The 17597-nt window shown below is 38.8% G+C and carries 19 protein-coding genes; 6 read left to right on the top strand and 13 right to left on the bottom strand.

Features of this window, described 5'->3' with window-relative positions; genetic code table 11:
• Positions 1–13: 13 nt before the first annotated feature.
• Entirely contained in the window at positions 14–628 is a 615-nt protein-coding gene (locus tag JNUCC41_RS14785) for a TVP38/TMEM64 family protein (protein ID WP_192203660.1), read from the bottom strand.
• A 290-nt stretch (positions 629–918) separates the two neighbouring features.
• On the opposite strand from JNUCC41_RS14785, the gene JNUCC41_RS14780 reads away from it, so the two are divergent.
• The 3 genes from JNUCC41_RS14780 to JNUCC41_RS14770 all read left to right on the top strand — a co-directional run bounded on the left by JNUCC41_RS14780 (position 919) and on the right by JNUCC41_RS14770 (position 3680).
• Positions 919–1290, top strand: coding sequence for a YhjD family protein (locus JNUCC41_RS14780; protein ID WP_192203659.1), 372 nt, complete (start codon positions 919–921; stop codon positions 1288–1290).
• Positions 1291–2621: 1331 nt separating this feature from the next.
• On the top strand, positions 2622–3461 hold the full coding sequence (locus tag JNUCC41_RS14775) for a ComEC/Rec2 family competence protein (protein WP_192203658.1): 840 nt from the start codon (positions 2622–2624) through the stop codon (positions 3459–3461).
• Positions 3462–3680, top strand: coding sequence for a DUF3006 domain-containing protein (locus tag JNUCC41_RS14770; protein ID WP_192203657.1), 219 nt, complete (start codon positions 3462–3464; stop codon positions 3678–3680).
• 70 nt (positions 3681–3750) lie between these two features.
• On the opposite strand, the gene JNUCC41_RS14765 is transcribed toward JNUCC41_RS14770, so the two are convergent.
• Entirely contained in the window at positions 3751–4314 is a 564-nt protein-coding gene (locus tag JNUCC41_RS14765; protein WP_192203656.1) for a competence protein ComK, read from the bottom strand.
• A gap of 319 nt (positions 4315–4633) precedes the next feature.
• On the opposite strand from JNUCC41_RS14765, the gene JNUCC41_RS14760 reads away from it, so the two are divergent.
• The gene (locus JNUCC41_RS14760) at positions 4634–4870 is read left to right on the top strand and encodes an IDEAL domain-containing protein (protein ID WP_192203655.1); all 237 of its coding nucleotides are present in this window, start codon (positions 4634–4636) and stop codon (positions 4868–4870) included.
• A 68-nt stretch (positions 4871–4938) separates the two neighbouring features.
• On the opposite strand, the gene JNUCC41_RS14755 is transcribed toward JNUCC41_RS14760, so the two are convergent.
• From JNUCC41_RS14755 to JNUCC41_RS14725, 7 genes are all read right to left on the bottom strand, one after another.
• On the bottom strand, positions 4939–5748 hold the full coding sequence (locus JNUCC41_RS14755) for a YitT family protein (RefSeq protein ID WP_098371346.1): 810 nt from the start codon (positions 5746–5748) through the stop codon (positions 4939–4941).
• A 149-nt stretch (positions 5749–5897) separates the two neighbouring features.
• Positions 5898–7163 carry a M48 family metallopeptidase gene (locus tag JNUCC41_RS14750; RefSeq protein ID WP_192203654.1) on the bottom strand — a complete coding sequence of 422 codons (1266 nt, stop codon included), beginning with the start codon at positions 7161–7163 and terminating at the stop codon, positions 5898–5900.
• Between the two features lie 330 nt (positions 7164–7493).
• A complete protein-coding gene (locus JNUCC41_RS14745) occupies positions 7494–8186 on the bottom strand; it encodes a LuxR C-terminal-related transcriptional regulator (RefSeq protein ID WP_192203653.1) in 693 nt (230 codons plus the stop codon).
• A 178-nt stretch (positions 8187–8364) separates the two neighbouring features.
• Positions 8365–8892, bottom strand: a complete 528-nt coding sequence (locus JNUCC41_RS14740; RefSeq protein ID WP_034314654.1) for an HD domain-containing protein — start codon at positions 8890–8892, stop codon at positions 8365–8367.
• A 175-nt stretch (positions 8893–9067) separates the two neighbouring features.
• On the bottom strand, positions 9068–10612 hold the full coding sequence (locus JNUCC41_RS14735; RefSeq protein WP_192203652.1) for a fatty acid--CoA ligase family protein: 1545 nt from the start codon (positions 10610–10612) through the stop codon (positions 9068–9070).
• Between the two features lie 179 nt (positions 10613–10791).
• Positions 10792–11781, bottom strand: coding sequence for a lipoate--protein ligase (locus tag JNUCC41_RS14730; protein ID WP_192203651.1), 990 nt, complete (start codon positions 11779–11781; stop codon positions 10792–10794).
• Positions 11782–11822: 41 nt separating this feature from the next.
• Positions 11823–12557 carry an MBL fold metallo-hydrolase gene (locus JNUCC41_RS14725; protein WP_192203650.1) on the bottom strand — a complete coding sequence of 245 codons (735 nt, stop codon included), beginning with the start codon at positions 12555–12557 and terminating at the stop codon, positions 11823–11825.
• A gap of 173 nt (positions 12558–12730) precedes the next feature.
• Between JNUCC41_RS14725 and yhfH the strand changes: the two genes are divergently transcribed.
• Positions 12731–12859 carry a protein YhfH gene (gene yhfH / locus JNUCC41_RS14720; protein ID WP_076367255.1) on the top strand — a complete coding sequence of 43 codons (129 nt, stop codon included), beginning with the start codon at positions 12731–12733 and terminating at the stop codon, positions 12857–12859.
• A 162-nt stretch (positions 12860–13021) separates the two neighbouring features.
• Here the strand turns inward: yhfH and JNUCC41_RS14715 are convergent, their stop codons facing one another.
• From JNUCC41_RS14715 to hemE, 3 genes are all read right to left on the bottom strand, one after another.
• Entirely contained in the window at positions 13022–13597 is a 576-nt protein-coding gene (locus tag JNUCC41_RS14715; protein WP_192203649.1) for a TetR/AcrR family transcriptional regulator, read from the bottom strand.
• A 268-nt stretch (positions 13598–13865) separates the two neighbouring features.
• A complete protein-coding gene (hemH, locus tag JNUCC41_RS14710) occupies positions 13866–14801 on the bottom strand; it encodes a ferrochelatase (protein WP_192203648.1) in 936 nt (311 codons plus the stop codon).
• A 78-nt stretch (positions 14802–14879) separates the two neighbouring features.
• Positions 14880–15923, bottom strand: coding sequence for a uroporphyrinogen decarboxylase (hemE, locus tag JNUCC41_RS14705; protein ID WP_192203647.1), 1044 nt, complete (start codon positions 15921–15923; stop codon positions 14880–14882).
• A gap of 272 nt (positions 15924–16195) precedes the next feature.
• Here hemE and JNUCC41_RS14700 point away from each other — a divergent pair, with 272 nt between their 5' ends.
• A complete protein-coding gene (locus JNUCC41_RS14700) occupies positions 16196–16711 on the top strand; it encodes an antibiotic biosynthesis monooxygenase family protein (RefSeq protein ID WP_192203646.1) in 516 nt (171 codons plus the stop codon).
• A gap of 180 nt (positions 16712–16891) precedes the next feature.
• Here JNUCC41_RS14700 and JNUCC41_RS14695 read toward each other — a convergent pair whose 3' ends face one another.
• Positions 16892–17515 carry a phosphatase PAP2 family protein gene (locus tag JNUCC41_RS14695; protein ID WP_192203645.1) on the bottom strand — a complete coding sequence of 208 codons (624 nt, stop codon included), beginning with the start codon at positions 17513–17515 and terminating at the stop codon, positions 16892–16894.
• Positions 17516–17597 lie beyond the last annotated feature (82 nt).

The following is a 17597-nucleotide window of genomic DNA, read 5'->3' as shown; positions in this document are numbered from 1 at the left end:
TTTATATACTAATTTATTGTCCTTCTTCCCTCTTCATGCTTTTATTTAATCGGACTTCAAGTCTTTTCCCCACATACCATAGGATAAAGATGACGATCCCGATAATGATCGTACGCACAGGTTTATGAATTAAGGATACTAGATCGTAACCTACGAAGCTGATCGTAAAGATCATCACCGCTTTCCCTCCCACTACTGCAAGTCCATATTGCAAGGGACTGACTTTTGAAAGTCCTGCCACGATATTAACGATGGCTGAAGGTGTAAAAGGGAAGCAGAGCAATATGAACAAAGGACCGAATCCATGACTTTCCACCCAAACCATCAACCTCTGCACCTGTTTATGCTTTTGCAAAAATCGGAAAAATCTCATTTGACCATATCTTCTAATAATCCAAAAGATCAAATAAGAGCCCGCTACCGCCCCAATCCAAGAAAATAAAAACCCCCACCAGAGACCAAAAGCCGTTGCGTTAGCTAGCACGAACACCACTAAAGGCAAAAAGGGCAAAAAAGCTTCCAGCATCGGCAGTAAGATCCCAGGAATTGGACCGAATGAGCGATATTGCTGAATAAGTGCAGATATATGATCAAGTGTAAACCACTCGCGTATAGTAACCAAATCCATAATTATCTCCCTCGACATGCTGCTATCAAAGCAGCATAAACTTATTAAAAACTGTTTATTTTAGATATATCACTTTCCCCTGAAATTGCAAGAATTATTACCCATATACCTTCATACTTTCCCTAACTCCGGAAAACATAATCTTGTTAACGAATATTTCTAGATTTATCAAAAACGCTTGCATATACACTGAAAATACATTAGGATAAAAAAACAGAACAAATGTTCTTTTTTCTGCATGGTATACATACTAATATTAAAAGCCGTGCTATTAGAAAGGAGCGGTCATGATGACCCGCATTCCAGAAGATGACCGTAATATGATTGAAAAAGCCATCTACCTCCCTATGGTTATAACAGTCTTAAACCGGGATCTCAAGGTCATCGAAATTAGTCCATTTAAATTAAAAAGGCCCTATTCGGAGCTAGTCGAACATATTTTAAAAGTGGTTCAAGACGAACTCGCCGAGGTAAGGCGATATTTGCGCAAGGAGAATATTAAGGTTAGTGAAATCAAACGCGATGAATCCTTCACGATGTATTGTTTTTTATATAAAGGATACGAGGAACATCATAATTATTTCAATCCCCGCCTACGCAACAAAACCGAAGAGTTGTTATGTTCTTACTTTTTCGAAAAAAAACACCGTTCAAGGAATTAGCAAGTTACAGGCATCGCCACTATATATGTTTGTTAAATATGGGTGTTTGGAGCATTTCATGAAGGATACAGAGGCCCTTCTTTGTAAGTAACATTCACCTGTGAATATTCCATAATCAAAATATAATTGGCTAGTTCAAACATTAGCGCCATGAAATATCGTTTTTCTATCAAGGGATAACCTATGTAATCAAAGTGCATATATCCTTAACATTTTAGTTTTGAGAACCTTTAAATCAAAGTTATTTACATGTTACTTGGCAAAGGTAGGAGTGGTATTTCCACCCTCATCAAACCAAGAGCACTCCCCATATTGATGAGAAAGTTAGGAAAACAGTTATATTGAAAGAGGTGCTTGGACAAAATCAATGCTAAAGTAACCAATTTCATTACCCGCCGTGTATCACATCACTCACGATTTGCACTAAACGATTTCTAAGGACACATTCCTTAACGAATAATAGGCCGGTCGGGCTCGTCTGTTCATAATTAGTCATTTTAATCACCAATACGCCTATTATAACCATTCGCCAACACTATCATTTTAGAGTCCGTATAACGTTTTTTGCAAAAGATTGTTAATTGCATATCCATACCTATATCTACTAGTAACGATCTCTTGATATAAAACGTATAAATCAAAAAAGAACTTTCAGAAAAAAATAAGAACCTTTCGCGAATAGTTTGTGAAATATTGAACAAAATTGTTGTTGCATCGTGGGTGTCTATTATATTTTGTATTAAGAAATAATCATCCACAAACTTATACCCCCATTGTTTAATCGTAAAAAAATTTCCCCAATCCCTTATTTCTCATAAAAACCATGCAATGTTTTATTTGCATGGTTTAATTTGTATCCAAAAGGGTTTGTATCTAAATTTTAAAACAAAGTTGATTGGAACGAAAGGTACGAGACTCCTGCGGGAAAAGCGTGTCCCAGGGAAACCCCGCAAACGCAAACACGCAGAGGAGGCTCCCGGACCGCCCGTGGAAAGCGAGTGCCTGGAGGGGAAATCAACATTTAAATTGTACAAACCTTAAAAAACAGTGGACAAACTCAGCAACATTCTCTGTAATAAAATATTTTGTTGGTAATCCTAACTTTCTATATTACTTTCAACATTCTTCTTATAAAATTCTGGGAGTAATAGATTTTCCAATGATTTTCACCTGTGAATTAATAGCTTTATCACTTAGATATAAATACCTAGTCCCATTTCACCTAACCATGATCCAGACGCCCATCTCCCTTTTTTTATCACCAAGAAAATTATGCCCAAATCCCCATTTTCCCGGTTAAACATGGTAAATTATTATTTGGAGGGGAAAAAATGAAGAAAATAAATATTCTACTGGTCGCTGTTCTTGTTTTGTCTTTATTCACTGGACTTAAAACAACCGAGGCAGCCTCAAATGTGAAGGTACATTTCATCAACGTAGGACAAGGGGATTCAATCCTTATTCAAACAGGTAACGAAAACGTTTTAATCGATGGCGGCGGTAAAGGAAAGGGCGACGAAGTTGTAGCCTACCTAAAAAAACAAAAGGTAAAAACACTTAATGCAGTAGTATCCACTCACCCAGATGCGGATCATGTGGGCGGTCTGGCTTATGTGATTAAATCGCTTAATGTTAAATCTGTGTATGCCCCTAAAGTTTCTCATACTACCCAAGCATACAAAGACTTTTTAACAGCTGTTAAGCAGAAGAAGCTTACAATAAAAAAAGCGCAGACTGGCGTGGAAATCAACACTAAAGCTAAGGATAATTCCCTTAAATTCATTGCACCTGTTAAAGAATATGCTAAGTCTGACTTAAATAATTGGAGTGCAGTCCTTTTACTTAAACACGGCAAAAAAACGTTCTTGTTTACAGGTGATGCCGAAGTAAAAGCAGAGTCAGATATGCTGGCTAAAAAACTGGTACCAAGTGTGGATGTACTCAAAGTCGGCCATCATGGTGCAAAAACATCAACAAGTTCAGCTTTCATTAACAAAGCAAAACCGAAATACGCTGTAATCAGTGTAGGGAAAAATGGATATGGGCACCCTACTTCTACTGTTGTAAAACGGTTGAATTCAGTGAAAGCCAAAACTTATCGCACAGATAAATCAGGTAACATTATTTTTACTTCTACAGGTCAGAAAATTACTGTAAAGACGGTGAAATAAATGATACAAGGAATTATCGATCGCTTCGAGGGAAAGATCGCTGTCGTTGAAATCGATGGCGGCGACATGAAGGATTTTCCTAAAAGCGCTCTTCCCAAAGGAGCAAAAGTAGGAGATATGCTGATTATCGATGGTAATACGATCACCATTTCCAAAGAAGGCACTAAGCAGTTAAGAAAAGAGATTGACGATTTAATGGATGAATTATTTGAGGATTAATTCAGGGGCCCTTCTTTAATAAGAAGGGCTTGCTTTAATTTTGAATGAATCCCGTTTACATGAAACCCCTCTAACGCGGTACATACTTTGACATAACCTCTGAAGGCTTTGCCCCATTTGGATCGGAAAACAGATAGAAGGATTTCCTCTTTGTCTCCTCAATTCTCTGGATCAATTTCGTTTTTAAAAAAGATGTCCGGTGCAGCTGGTTTTCGAAAGAGCTGCATGATACTGCTATATCGATGGTTTGTCTATTCCTGAATGTGATGGTTGTATGTTTGGAATCCAGGCGATCATAGGTTGCCACATGCTCATGTGATAGCCAGATGCATTGAGGACGCAACGGAGATGTAGTCGGAAAGAAGAAAATCGAACTGGTCGGATCAATCGCGATCGGTGCTTTATGTGTGATGTTTATGAGCTGTTTCGTGCCTTTCTTGCGTCCTTCATAACTTGAACCGAAGAACTCACAGCTTTTCTTTATTATTTCCATGGGTTTAAACGGGGAGATGAACTCGTCCTCCATTTCAATGATACGGGAATATATTTTACTGCCGTAATTGATTGGTGAAACCATTAGTGTATGTGGCGTAATTTCAAATTCCTCAATAATTCCCTGATTATTTTCCTTCATTTTAATCCACCTCTTCCTCATTGCTAAACACCGCTTTTACTTTTTCGAAGCTTATACCCTTGATTGCTTGTACCCTTCCATTCCCCATTGTCCAAGAAGAGTGAAGGGGGATAGTAAATGTATGTTAAATTCCTCACTATAATAGCACAACCTTTAAACATAAAAAGGAAGTTCACAAAAAATTAAGAATTCTTTTATATAGTGGCTTTTTCGTCATCTAAACGACACATTCTCTATTAATGTTTAAATTTTTAAAATTTTCAGTTGATTTTATCCACTCAAATCCATATAATAATAAAAAGGGTCAGGGGTGGTAACTTTGAAAAATGAAAAATCTTATTCAGAGTCAGTAAAGTCCTTATCAATGAGCGAAATGAAAAACGATGCCGTGGTTCAGGAAATGTTAATTGATATGATTATTCAGGAAGCCGTCCTTACTACCAAAAAGAATATCCTTGCAAAAAAGATCGATGAAGCCTTGGATACGAAAAACAAACCTTTATTCTTAAAACTAAGTTCTGAAATGAACGTTTTACTAAAACAGTTTGGCAATTAAAATGCATGAATAAAAAAAGCCTAATGATCAAAAAAGCCTCCCATATCGGGAGGCTTTTCTAATTATCATCACTCTTTATGAAACATCCCCATGACCTCGGCTGTTTCGGTTATATTGACAAAAGCATTCGGATCCACTTCTTTTATCATCGTTTTTACATCGGTTAACTGATAACGTGTTATGACTGTCATCATTACTTTACTCTTTTCTCCTGAATATGCACCTTCACCATCCATGACTGTAATCCCACGATAAAGGTTGGTCAGGAGCTTGGTTTTCATTTCGTCACTCTTTTTGGTAACGATCATCAAAGTTAATTTAATGTGATTGGAATGGATCGTATCGATCACCTTTCCTGCTGCATAAATGGAAATCAGCGTATATAATGCGGCATCCCAACCAAAGATGAAGCCTGAGATAACCACCACAACTGCGTTCATCACCGAAAGCAATGTACCAAGTGGAAAGTCGCTCTTCTTTGCCAATAGCATGGCAATGATATCAAAACCTCCTGAAGAACCTGAAGCGCGAAAGATGATGCCTATACCAAATCCCGATATGATTCCGCCAAATAAAGAAGACAAAATCGGATCAGTGGATATTCCGTGAACCGGAATGAGGTATAAACTGACGGATATCACGACAACTGATAATATCGTATAAGTGATAAAACGTCTCCCTAATTTCAAGTATCCAAGAATCAGCAATGGCAGGTTCAACAGAAAATTCAATATCCCTGTGTTGACCGGGGTGATGATTCCGAACATAATCGCAAGTCCACTAAGTCCGCTGCTTAAAATTAAATGAGGTATCAAAAATAAGTTATAGGCTACTGCAACAAGGACTGAGCCCATAGTGATCAAAAGTACATTATACATATCCGATCTCCTTAAAACGAACTGGGAATTTAATTTATTATAGTAGAGAACCTTAGATTTTAAAAAATAATAGTTTTTTCTGAAAACAACATACAAACTTACTTTATTCCGATATAGAAGAAAAAAGCCAGCTGGTTTTCAGCTGGCTTTCAATCACCTTTTGTATCTGTATTTTCAACCGTTGAAATCCGCTCGAGCATGGTTGGATGGGAATACCGCAGCCATTTAACCAGGAATGGTGGGTTGACTTGACTTAAACCCGACCTCGTGAGTTCCTGAAACGTCGTGATTGCTGATTCTTTATCCCCGGTCATTTCTATTGCATAACGATCAGCCCTTGTTTCTTGATATCTTGAAACATAATTGGACAGCGGACTCGAAGCAAAGAGCAGCACAGACGTTATTAAAAGAAATAAAGGAAGAGAAGAAATGCTGTCAATAGAACGAACCTTTAACAGGTGGCCCCAGCGTCTAATGATAAAATTCATGATTTTCGATGTCAGCCACAAACCGATTAAAGTCAGTCCTAAATAACCTGCAATCCCTATATAAATATGCTTTTCCACATAATGAGCCATTTCATGTGCCATGATAAAAAGGATTTCATCTTCCTTCAGTTTAATCAGGGTCGTATCCCAAAGGACTATTCTTGAGTTGGAACCTATTCCGGTCACGTATGCATTCAAGGCATTTGTCTTTTCCGCCATATTTACTTCATACACGTGTTCAGCAGGAATTTCAGCCTGTGAGGCAAGTGCCAATATCTCCGTTTCCAGCTCTTTATTTTTAAGCGGATAGAATTCATTATATAGCGGATCAATCAATACAGGCTGTACAAACATCAGGAACAAGGTAAATGGAATGGACAACATCCAAGCATAGAGCCACCACTTCTTCACACTTTTCTTCATTAACCAATACAAAACGGACACGATGATGAACATCATCCCGAAATTCACCCAGAATTCGATGACTCCATCCTTCATCCACGAAGTGAAACTTTGTGTACTTATATGGTAACTCCTGCTCATCCGGTATCCAATGAAACTGATCGGAAACAGTGCCAGGTAAGAAATAACGGAAAGCCAGAATAAGTAGATGCCCGTTCTGACCGCTTTCCACCTCGAGACTGCCATTGAAGACTTTTCAAATGCTTTTGAAAAACCGAATAATAAAATGAAGAAATACAGCAGCCATTCATATGGCGTGGATACGAAAAAAATAAAATTCCGCAGTCCTGAATACTCTTCGCTAAGCTTTAGTTCCCTTGCATTAAGGAATGTTGCAGGATCTGCTGCAGTTCCACGCAAAGCTTCGGGAATCGAGGTATCAGCTCCATAAAAAATATACCAATACATTACCGCTGCATAAAGGATATATAACAGAATCGCTCTTCCAGCCCATTTTCTAACCATGTTGCCCCTCCTTAAACGAATCTCCCTCTTAATAGTTTAATCCAAAATGGACAGGTTAGAACCCCATTTCCCTTCTATATTATTTATTCCTTTCAATCTCATTATCAACCTTATGAATTAACTGAATACTCCTTCAGGCAAAAATGCACTTCCGGGATAGTATGGACATACGAGGAGGTCAAATAATGAATATGCAGAGAAATTTTTAAAAAAACCGGAGGGCCGGGAGGTTTAAGGCAACGGTGAATTAATCCCTTTGCCGCCACCTAATTGATTTGATGTAGTTCGTTTCCTCAAATTTTTTGGAATGTGAATTCGTCACGAAGCCGACTAATGGAACGGCGGGCATGAGTAGTCATCCCTTATCCCGTTTTTTTGAAGACTATGCAAAAGTGCCATAAGCTCCGGTCGATTATTAACATTCAGTTTTCTGTAAATGCGGCTTATATAGTTTTTTACCGTGCCGACGGATAGAAAAAGTTTTTTTGAGATTTGCTGATTTGTTTCACCTTGGGTCAGCAGGATAAGCAGTTCATACTCGCGTTTAGAAAAGGCCCCCAATTTTTCGATTGCCTTATCCAAAGTTACTGGTGATCTTTCAGCATCCTGCTGCAGCTTCTTCATTAAAATTGATTTAAATGAGGCAGGATAAACTATCTGACCGTTGGTACATTGACGGATTGCCGACAGCACCTGTTTCATTCCGCCATCCTGTAACACATAACCCGCTGCACCATGGCATATCGCTTCGATAAGATAATGAACTTCTGAATAGGCAGTAAAAATGATGAAAGGAGTGGATGGATATTTTACCTTTAAGATTGGCATGACTTCCTGTCCATACTTCCCTGATGACCGGGCATCAATAAGAATGACATCTGGCATGACTGATGATGTGTGATTAAAATCAAGAAGGTCCATTTCATTTCCAGTCACCCCTATGGCCTTAATGTCTTCTTCTTTTTCGATGAATTCCTCAATTCCTCCCTGACCACCATATATCAATAGCTTAATCGACTTCATAACATCACCTATAACTTTCATTATTTGTTATTAATCCGATAACTTTTTAAAATTGCCGCCGCGAATAGTTCTATTGGTCTATACTTTACATCATTAATTCACCTGATAACAAATTTAAACTGTAATATGCTTAAAAAGTGTACCTCCTGACAGTAAAAAGGCTATCACCCGTTTACCTTCAGGATGATAGCCTTTTTCTTTGTTCCTCATCTATGAGCGTATCAAGTTTCATGATGCTCTCCTTTGCCCGGGGAAAATCAATTTTGCGATAATGGTGTTTTCCACCTTCTTCTTCATCTTTTTCGTCGGCCCATTTGACGACTTGCTGAAGCGGTGTACGAATAATATCATTTGAAGGTAAGAACGAATCGGTGTGAAATAAAATGGCGAGGGAAATGGTCTTTGCCTTTATCGGGTTTTCTCCCAAGCGGATTAACAGTTTATGTGCTCGTTCTGCACCTTTGATTGGGTGAATATCATTTTGTTTATACAAATCATAATCCCATTTACCATTGCGATACCAGGTGAAATGCCCCATATCATGCAAAAGTCCAGCTTTAGCAGCAATATCAGGGTCGACATTATATTCGTTTGCCAAGTGAAACGCATGGTATGCTACTGCAATTGCATGTGCCAGGCCTGAACGGTTCAAGTATTTTTGAGCAATGGGATGCGTAAAAATATCCAAAAGCTTTACATCTCTCATCTAACCCCTCCTTACAATTATGTGGAAATTTTTAATGACAATCATAACTCTTTTCGAAACAAGAATCAAGGTTTTAAGATTCTCCAATATATTTTATGCAGCCTGCTACACTTTGGTTGTACAAAATAAGGACCATGCCGGTTATAGGCAATGATCCCTGATGGTCAATGAATATTCAGTTTTGCAGTACATGGTTTTTCAAGGACCGGCGTAATATTTTACCAGTCGCATTTTTAGGAAGTTCATCCAAAAACTCGATTTTTGCCGGTACCTTATATTTGGCCAAGTGTTCCATGCAATAAGCAAGCAGTTCTTCCTCCGTCAATGCATTGTTTTTCTTTACGACAAAGCATTTAACCACTTCCCCTTGATTGGGATCAGGAACGCCTATGGCTGCTGCCTCAACTACTTCAGGATGGGCATACAGAACCTCCTCTACTTCACGTGGATAGACATTATAGCCACCGACGATGATAAGCTCCTTTTTACGATCTACAATGAAAAAATAGCCTTCATCATCCATCCTGGCTAAATCGCCTGTATATAACCAGCCATTTTTCAAGACAGCAGCTGATTCTTCAGGCATTTTATAATAACCCTTCATTACATTCGGACCTCTGACAACCAATTCTCCTACCTCATTGATCGGCACTTCTTCTCCAAGCTCATTGACCACTTTGTTTTCCACCCTAAGGATGGAGGTACCGATGGATCCCGACTTCCTTGGACGATCCAAAGGATTGAAGCAGGTAACAGGGGAAGCTTCTGATAAGCCATATCCTTCTGATACCCTGACATTAAATTTTCGCTCGAATGATTCAAGAAGGGACACTGGCATGGCGGATCCGCCCGAAATGCATATCCGCAACGACTTCAAAGCATCTTCTTTTGCATCCGGGTATTGGAAAAGAAAGTTATACATCGTAGGCACTCCAGCAAAAACGGTCGCATCGTATTTTTTGATTTGCCTGAATATTTCCTTTGGACTGAATTGCGGAACAATTAAAAGCGTACCTCCGCTTATCAATGGGGCATTCACAACTACCGTTAAACTGAAAACATGGAACATTGGCAATGTCGTAATGACGCGGTCGCTTTCCGAGATTTTTAAATATTCACCAATATCATGCGCATTGGAAAATATATTGGTATGTGTGAGCATGGCCCCCTTTGGTTTCCCCGTTGTTCCGGAAGTATAGAGTATGATTGCCGTATCTTCAGGATCCAGTTCTGGCCCTTTAAAACCGTCATCCCCCGATTCGATCATTTTTGTAAACGATTTCATTTTGGGATAGATATTAAATTCGCTAATATCCCCATTATCCTGCTGCGTTTCACAAATAACATATTGTTCTACGCTTGAGAGGATCGGGTTCACTTTCTCTAGTAAGGGTAAAAGCTTATCTAATGCCACAACAACCTTTACATCGCCATTATTCAGGATATAAACAATCTCGTCAGGTGTGTAAATTGGATTGACGGGAATGACGGTTGCCCCTGCTCGCATAGCCCCATACAACGAAATGATGAAATGTGGAGAGTTGCCCAATAACAGCGCAATGTTATCACCTTTTGAAACACCAAGCCTATGTAATTCGTCTGCGAACTTCGTAACGGCTTTATCCAATTCCCCATATGTAGTGGATTGATCCATAAAGTAATATGCTGGCTTATTCGCCTTTTTTATAGCCATTTGATGAAGCTGTTCAGATAAATTCAACTTTCTCCCTCCCCTGCAAATAGCATGAATGAATATTCATTCATTTTTATGGTGAACTAAATACATTTTTATTATATTAAAAGAAAGCTATTACAGCAACAATTTTATCCATATTCAAGCAATTACTGTCATTATTAGTCACAAAAGCCGTCCTATTAAGTCGGGACGGCTTTTGTGGCTTAATATATTAGTGCCAATATTTCTTCTTTCGTTACATTGCCAAAATAATGACGAACATCGGTCTCATCTAGTACCCTGCTGATCGCTTCCTTATCATAACGTGTTCCAGTAAGCTTTTGTTCAATATCCGCAACCTCTCCGACCCCGAAGAAATCGCCATAGATTTTACAATTTTCAATGATTCCCCTGTTCACTTCAAGGCGGATATCAACAGACCCCACAGGGAATCTATGTGAGTTTTGCATGTTGAATTTAGGCGATTTTCCGTAATTCCATTCCCAGTTTTGATACCTTTCTTCAGAGATTTTGTGAATTTTCTCCCAATCCGTCTCCGTTAAAACGTACTCTGTAACCTTTCCGCCATCTTTGAAAATATTTTGCAGGAGGAATGAACGGAACTCTTCAACAGACATCGGTTCTTTTAAGAAATCAGCGATATTACCGACACGGCTTCTTATTGATTTTATCCCTTTGGACTCGATTTTATCTTTTTTCACTTTTAAAGCGGATACAATGTGATCCATTTCTGATTGAAACAGCAATGTCCCATGACTGAACATTCTGCCCTTCGTTGAAAACATCGCATTTCCCGAGATTTTCTTTCCTTCAGCCAGGATATCGTTACGACCGCTCAATTCAGCATGTATTCCAAGTTTCTCAAGCGTTTCCACTACAGGCTGGGTGAATTTTTTGAAATTATGGAAACTATCCCCATCATCTCTCGTGATGAAACTGAAATTGAGATTCCCCAGGTCATGATAAACCGCTCCACCCCCGGAAAGGCGGCGAACAACTGTAATCCCATTTCCATCTACATAATCGGCATTGATTTCCTCAATCGTATTTTGATTTCTTCCTATGATGATTGAAGGACAATTAATGTAAAATAGAAGATAGGTTTCATCTATATTTAAATGTTTAAGCGCATATTCTTCGATGGCGAGGTTAATTCTTGGATCGGTAATTCCCTTATTATCAATAAAAAGCACAGTTGTTCCTCCTTGTAGACTTCATATCACTGATGTTTCATTTATAGTTGGAATTCGAGATTGGTTTTAGCTACAGCTATTTCCCTTTTGAATACCTTGGATGCTTCTTTTTTCAGTTGATCAAGATCCCCATAATGAGGGAGATGAGTTAACAGCAATAGCTGGACGTCAGCCTTTTCCGCTAGCATGCCCGCTTCTCTTGCCGTCATATGCCCCGCCTTTGAACCATCCATATCACTGTAAAAATTACTTTCACATAGTAAAACGTTTGCATCTTTAGCGAAATCCGCCAGCTCATCCATATATGAACTATCCCCTGTGTAAACTATCGAATGATTTTCAGCTTCAATCCTCATTGCAAAACATGGGACTGGATGATTTGTTTTCATGAACGTGAATTTACACGGTCCAATGGTTAAGGGCTGATCAGCAGTGTAGGCTATCCCCTTTGTCACGTCTTTATAAGTTAACTTACCAAACTCGACTTCGTCCAAATCATGACCATAAATGGGAATCGTCCTTTTTTCGCTGCCCAATATCTGCTGTATGAACGCAGCGTGCTGCAGGACACCAATATCCGCTACATGATCCGGATGATAGTGGGATAATACAACAGCACCTAGATCCTCCGGCTTCATATGGTTTTGCAGCTGTGATAGAACACCGCTGCCACAATCAAGCAGAATGCGAAAATCTTCATATTCAAGCAAATAGCCGGAACTTGCCTCATTTTTAGCTGGATAACCGCCCCAGCAGCCAATTACGGTGATTTTCATGCTTAGGCACTCCTTTTTTTCTCTCAATGACTTCCCCATTAATATAAACTATTCTTGCCCTTATTTCACCTTTTTTACTTATGTTATAAAACATTCATTGACATATAGATTCTGTTATAATACAATAAAACCATAGAAAAGCGAATAATAAAATAATTCAGGAGATGATGTTCATGATTCAAAGTAGCGTTGAGTTCTTTAAAAACCTGCCTCCGAAACAATGCATGGAATGCGGAAAAAAAATCGAAGAACAACACGAATGTTATGGAAACCACTGTGATCATTGCCTTTCTGGAGAGTAGTATTCTTGTGTTCCACCATCCGCTTCCCAAATAGCAGGATGAATTTATATAACCTTCAGTTTCGCAGCTGAAAAACATCCCCAATAAAAAGAAGAGATACCGATGAGCGGTATCTCTTCTTTTTATTGGGATTCATTTCCTTTCAGCAAAAAAATAGAATTATCAATTTACGGATAATCCTTTGAACAAGTATATTTTAAATAGTTCAGCAATTTCCTCTTTCTCTAATGGGGTATGGTTCCTTTCCCAATCAAAAATCAGCGCAAGGTACATCTTTAGCATCAGGAAAGCTGTTATCTCTGGATCGCAAGGCTGTATATAGCCCTTATCAATCGCTATTTTTAGTTTTTCCTTAATGTAGGATACAATGGCTTCTTCCATTTCATTAACCATTTCCTGAACGGCCGGCGTACCAATATCCCGCTCTTCCTGAAGAAGTTTTAAAGATAATTGATGTTCCTGCCTGAACTCCAGAATTCGATATACGGCCCGATGCAGATTTTCAAAAAAGGAGAGTTGGTCATCCAAAGATTGTTCCGCTTCATATTTCATTTCCTCTATCATCCGCTGAACGATTTCTTTAAACAGCTCTTCTTTATTTTTATAAAAGGTATAAATGGTCCCTTTTCCCACATTGGCAATTTTAGCGACTTGATCCATCGTCGTTGCCTTATATCCAAAAAGTGAAAACGACTTGGTCGCGGCTTCTAAAATTAATTTTTTACGATCAACAGACATTTCCCACCTCGTTCCTGACCAAACGGACAAAATAGTCATTATGTTCAACGATATCATATCAAAAGTATTCAGTCTTTTCAATATTTTTTAGAGAAAAAATGGCCATCCTCATTAATGGACAGCCACTCTTTCAAAGGGTATTTATTTAAATCACTCAGGTAACGTAAAAAAGCGTCGCTTTTCCAGGTGTATGGCACCTATCAATTTCATATGAAAATATGTAGTGCACATTGTAAGCATGGTTAAACCAATTTCCTCTATGGATTGATCATTTTTCCTGTAATTTATTTAAAATGATCGTGGCCAAAGCATCGATGAATTCAGGTTTAACATTGGGCATATCCGGCCTATAGTAACCTGCACCAATCTCTTCCGTCACAACCTTACATTCATAATCGTTATCATAAAGAACTTCAAGGTGCTCGGCAACAAAGCCAACAGGAATATAAATGAAAGCTTTATAGCCTTTTGTTTGATGAAGATCTCTGGTTAAATCCTGTACATCGGGTCCCAACCATGGTTCAGGTGTTTGTCCAGCGCTTTGCCAGCCTACTGCATAATTGGTAACACCTGCGCCTTCAGCAATCATGTCTGCCGTTTCTTTCAATTGATTTGGATACGGATCCCCTGATTGCAGGATTTTTTCAGGGAGGCTATGTGCCGACACAATCAAAGCGAAGTTATCGCGTTCTTCCGAGGTCATTTTCCCGATTACTTCTTTTACTTGGTCTACCCAATATTGAATGAATTTCGGCTCATCATACCAGCTTTCAACGGAAGTGATGGCCAGGTCCCCCAATTTAGCGGCTTCATCCTGGGCACGTCCATTATAAGACTTCACGCTGAATGTTGAAAAATGCGGGGCCAATACTATACTTACCGCTTCTTTGATTCCATCTTCATGCATTTGTTTCACTGCGTCTTCAACAAAAGGTTCAATATGTTTCAGTCCAAGATAAGCCTTGAATTCAACTTCTTCCTGAACAGAATTCAATTTCTTTTCAAGGGCTTCAGCTTGTCCTTCCGTTATTTTTGCAAGCGGGGATAATCCACCAATCGCTTCATATCTGCCTTTTAGGTCGGCAATCAATTCATCGCTTGGCCGTCTCCCATGACGAATATGTGTATAATATCTTTCAATATCCAATTCAGTATATGGAGTACCATAAGCCATGACTAAAAGGCCCATTTTTTTTCTTGACATGAAATTACACCTCATTAAAAGATTTCGTTCTTTTATTGTGCATCCAACTAAGGAATTTTAGCAAATGGTTAGCTCACCTTACTTCATTTTTGATGAATATTCATGAATGAAAGCAGTCAGCCTCTTCAGTGTTTCAGGATTTACGGAAGGGAAAACCCCATGTCCAAGATTAAAGATGTAGCCGTCCTGTTCCATGCCCTGATCCAGGATCCTTTTCGTCCTTTCTTCTATAACATCCCATGATGATAAAAGAAGGGCAGGATCAAGATTACCTTGTACCGTTTTCTGTATTCCCATTTGTCTTGCCTCTGTAATTGGCAGTCTCCAATCGAGCCCGACTACATCAATCGGAAGATCATTCCACTCAAGTGCCAAATGACTTGCGCCGACCCCGAACATGATTAGCGGTACATTTTCTTCACGCAATGAAGAAAAGATACGAGTCATGATCGGCTTGATGAACACGCGGTAATCTTCAACGTTCAAAGCACCTACCCATGAATCAAAGATTTGGATGGCACTAACGCCGGCTTTAATTTGTGACTTGACATATACAATGATCATATCCGCTAGCTTATCCATTAATGCAAACCAGGCCTTTGGCTCGGAATACATGAAAGCTTTCGTTTTATTGTAGTTTTTGGATGGGCCGCCTTCAATCATGTAGGAAGCAATGGTGAACGGTGCCCCGGAGAAACCGATCAAAGGAACGGACAATTGCTCCGTGGTCAATAATTTAATCGTGTCCAACACATATGGGATATCTTTCTCTGGGTTCAATTCACCTAATTTTTCAACATCTGTCACCGATTGGACCGGATTGGCTATAACTGGACCGATTCCAGACTTAATCTCAACATCCACACCAATGGCTGGTAGCGGTGTCATTATATCTTTATATAAAATCGCAGCGTCTACGTCATATTGTTCAACTGGCAATCTAGTCACATAAGCGCATAATTCCGGCTGATGAGTAATCTCAAAAAGGGAGTACTTCTCTTTCAACTTACGGTATTCCGGCTGTGAACGGCCAGCCTGACGCATATACCAAACAGGCACATGATCAGTTTTCTCTCCTCTTGCAGCTTTTAAAAATGTATCATTCGTAATTTCCTTAGACATTAATATCCACCTTTCAAGCAATCACGTTTCTATTTTTTATTCATTACCTACATAGAATATCAGAAGGATGTTGAATTTCAAATCGAATCTCCTTAAACTATAGCCTTTTCTATAATAGAAGTATAGCCAACCTATTTATTTGTCAGAAAATCGACTTTTTTATAAGTATCTTACCGGTATCAAAGGCTATTGGTTAGATTGAAAATGGTAAAAGCACTATTGATTGGGTAAAATGGGTATACAGGTACTATATAGATATTGGAGGGGAATTTATGAATGTATTCATTACATCAGGCAGTTTCAATTTTTTGAAAAGCAAAAAAGATAAGCATCCGAATGAAAATATATTACTTATGCAAAACCCTGACACTACAGTACTTTTACATGAAACAGAAGGTAAAACGATCTTCAGCTCTCCACGCAAGTATGAAGTAGTTGATGGGAAAGGGAACCTTCAGGATCATGGGTATGTGGTCATGAACAATATACCGGTCAGTGAAGAAGGAAGACCGGTATTCGAACATCGTTTTAAAAACAGGGCAGGATTCATTGAAAATGAACCAGGTTTCGTCGCCCTTCGTGTACTGCGGCCAACCAACTCTGAAACTTATGTAATCTTAACGATTTGGGAGAAACAAACCGATTTCCTGCACTGGAAGAAATCCAGTTCCTTTCAGAAGGCGCATATCAGCGACTCCAAAGCTCCCGTTACGAATTCCAGCCAGAAGATGTTTTCAGGTGAACCTTATGTAACGCAGTATACTTTAGTGAAGGATTCAGAAGAATAATCCATTCTTGCTCAATAAGAGGCCCATCCTCATGGATGGGCCTCTTTGAATTCATAGTAATACAGAGCGTTATTTGGGCGGCCCAAAAATCATATGAACCTATAACCTTCCGACAAATTCCTTCTTTATTTCCGGGGAAATGCAACGTGTATTTACAATTATTTTATCTGAATCACTCTTTCAAAGTACTTTAGGCCCGAGGTATTTATACAAATTAAACAATGTTAAAATATATGCCGCTCCTAATGCAAAGCCTGCCAGGATATCAGTTGGAAAATGGACTTTCATAGCGATCCTGCTGACCCCGATTAACAGAATCAGACTAACGAAACCGATTCCCACTGCCCATTTCAAAGAGTTCCCTTTAATTTCTTTCATGATTAAATAAGCAACCATACTGAAGAAAATAAGGCCCACCATTGCGTGGCCACTTGGAAAACTGAAGCCAGCTATCTCCATTAAATGATTTTCTGGGCGCACTCTTTTAATATGATTTTTTATCCACTCATTTAATACATCACCCCCGGCCATACCGATCGAGAAGATGGCCATGGTCCAATAATCCTTCTTTATTATCCACAAATATAGAACACATAATAAGCTTCCAAAACCAATGAACTTGGATTTCCCAAGATAGATAATGGACTTGAAGAAAGTGAACGAAAAAGTATTCTCACTTACGGAAATAAGTTTCGTAAAATATGTATCGAACGTTAAAGGCGTCCCACTCTGGACTTCTTGCATCAAAAAAAAGAACAGTAGCAAGCAAATCAAAACCATAGCAATCCAGGAATATTTAATCATGATATATATCTCCTCAAGGTATTTAATTCACTTTGGATCTTTCAGAATATGATATACTATTTACAATTAATCCAATCATTAG

This window comes from Brevibacillus sp. JNUCC-41 (genome assembly GCF_014844095.1).
Classification (GTDB): Bacteria; Bacillota; Bacilli; order Bacillales; family DSM-1321; genus Peribacillus; species Peribacillus aracenensis.
Note: the sequence above shows the minus strand (reverse complement) of the source record. Positions and strands in the feature narration are given on the sequence as shown.

Bases quoted from the DNA above. Each gene is read 5' to 3' on its own strand.
- hemE (WP_192203647.1), bottom strand. From the start codon at position 15,923: ATGTCTAAGGAAATTACGAATGATACATTTTTAAAAGCTGCAAGAGGA.
- hemH (WP_192203648.1), bottom strand. From the start codon at position 14,801: ATGTCAAGAAAAAAAATGGGCCTTTTAGTCATGGCTTATGGTACTCCA.
- JNUCC41_RS14700 (WP_192203646.1), top strand. From the start codon at position 16,196: ATGAATGTATTCATTACATCAGGCAGTTTCAATTTTTTGAAAAGCAAA.
- JNUCC41_RS14695 (WP_192203645.1), bottom strand. From the start codon at position 17,515: ATGATTAAATATTCCTGGATTGCTATGGTTTTGATTTGCTTGCTACTG.
- JNUCC41_RS14715 (WP_192203649.1), bottom strand. From the start codon at position 13,597: ATGTCTGTTGATCGTAAAAAATTAATTTTAGAAGCCGCGACCAAGTCG.
- JNUCC41_RS14740 (WP_034314654.1), bottom strand. From the start codon at position 8,892: ATGAGAGATGTAAAGCTTTTGGATATTTTTACGCATCCCATTGCTCAA.
- JNUCC41_RS14745 (WP_192203653.1), bottom strand. From the start codon at position 8,186: ATGAAGTCGATTAAGCTATTGATATATGGTGGTCAGGGAGGAATTGAG.
- JNUCC41_RS14755 (WP_098371346.1), bottom strand. From the start codon at position 5,748: ATGTATAATGTACTTTTGATCACTATGGGCTCAGTCCTTGTTGCAGTA.
- JNUCC41_RS14775 (WP_192203658.1), top strand. From the start codon at position 2,622: ATGAAGAAAATAAATATTCTACTGGTCGCTGTTCTTGTTTTGTCTTTA.
- JNUCC41_RS14780 (WP_192203659.1), top strand. From the start codon at position 919: ATGACCCGCATTCCAGAAGATGACCGTAATATGATTGAAAAAGCCATC.
- JNUCC41_RS14765 (WP_192203656.1), bottom strand. From the start codon at position 4,314: ATGAAGGAAAATAATCAGGGAATTATTGAGGAATTTGAAATTACGCCA.
- yhfH (WP_076367255.1), top strand. From the start codon at position 12,731: ATGATTCAAAGTAGCGTTGAGTTCTTTAAAAACCTGCCTCCGAAACAA.
- JNUCC41_RS14725 (WP_192203650.1), bottom strand. From the start codon at position 12,557: ATGAAAATCACCGTAATTGGCTGCTGGGGCGGTTATCCAGCTAAAAAT.
- JNUCC41_RS14770 (WP_192203657.1), top strand. From the start codon at position 3,462: ATGATACAAGGAATTATCGATCGCTTCGAGGGAAAGATCGCTGTCGTT.
- JNUCC41_RS14750 (WP_192203654.1), bottom strand. From the start codon at position 7,163: ATGGTTAGAAAATGGGCTGGAAGAGCGATTCTGTTATATATCCTTTAT.
- JNUCC41_RS14785 (WP_192203660.1), bottom strand. From the start codon at position 628: ATGGATTTGGTTACTATACGCGAGTGGTTTACACTTGATCATATATCT.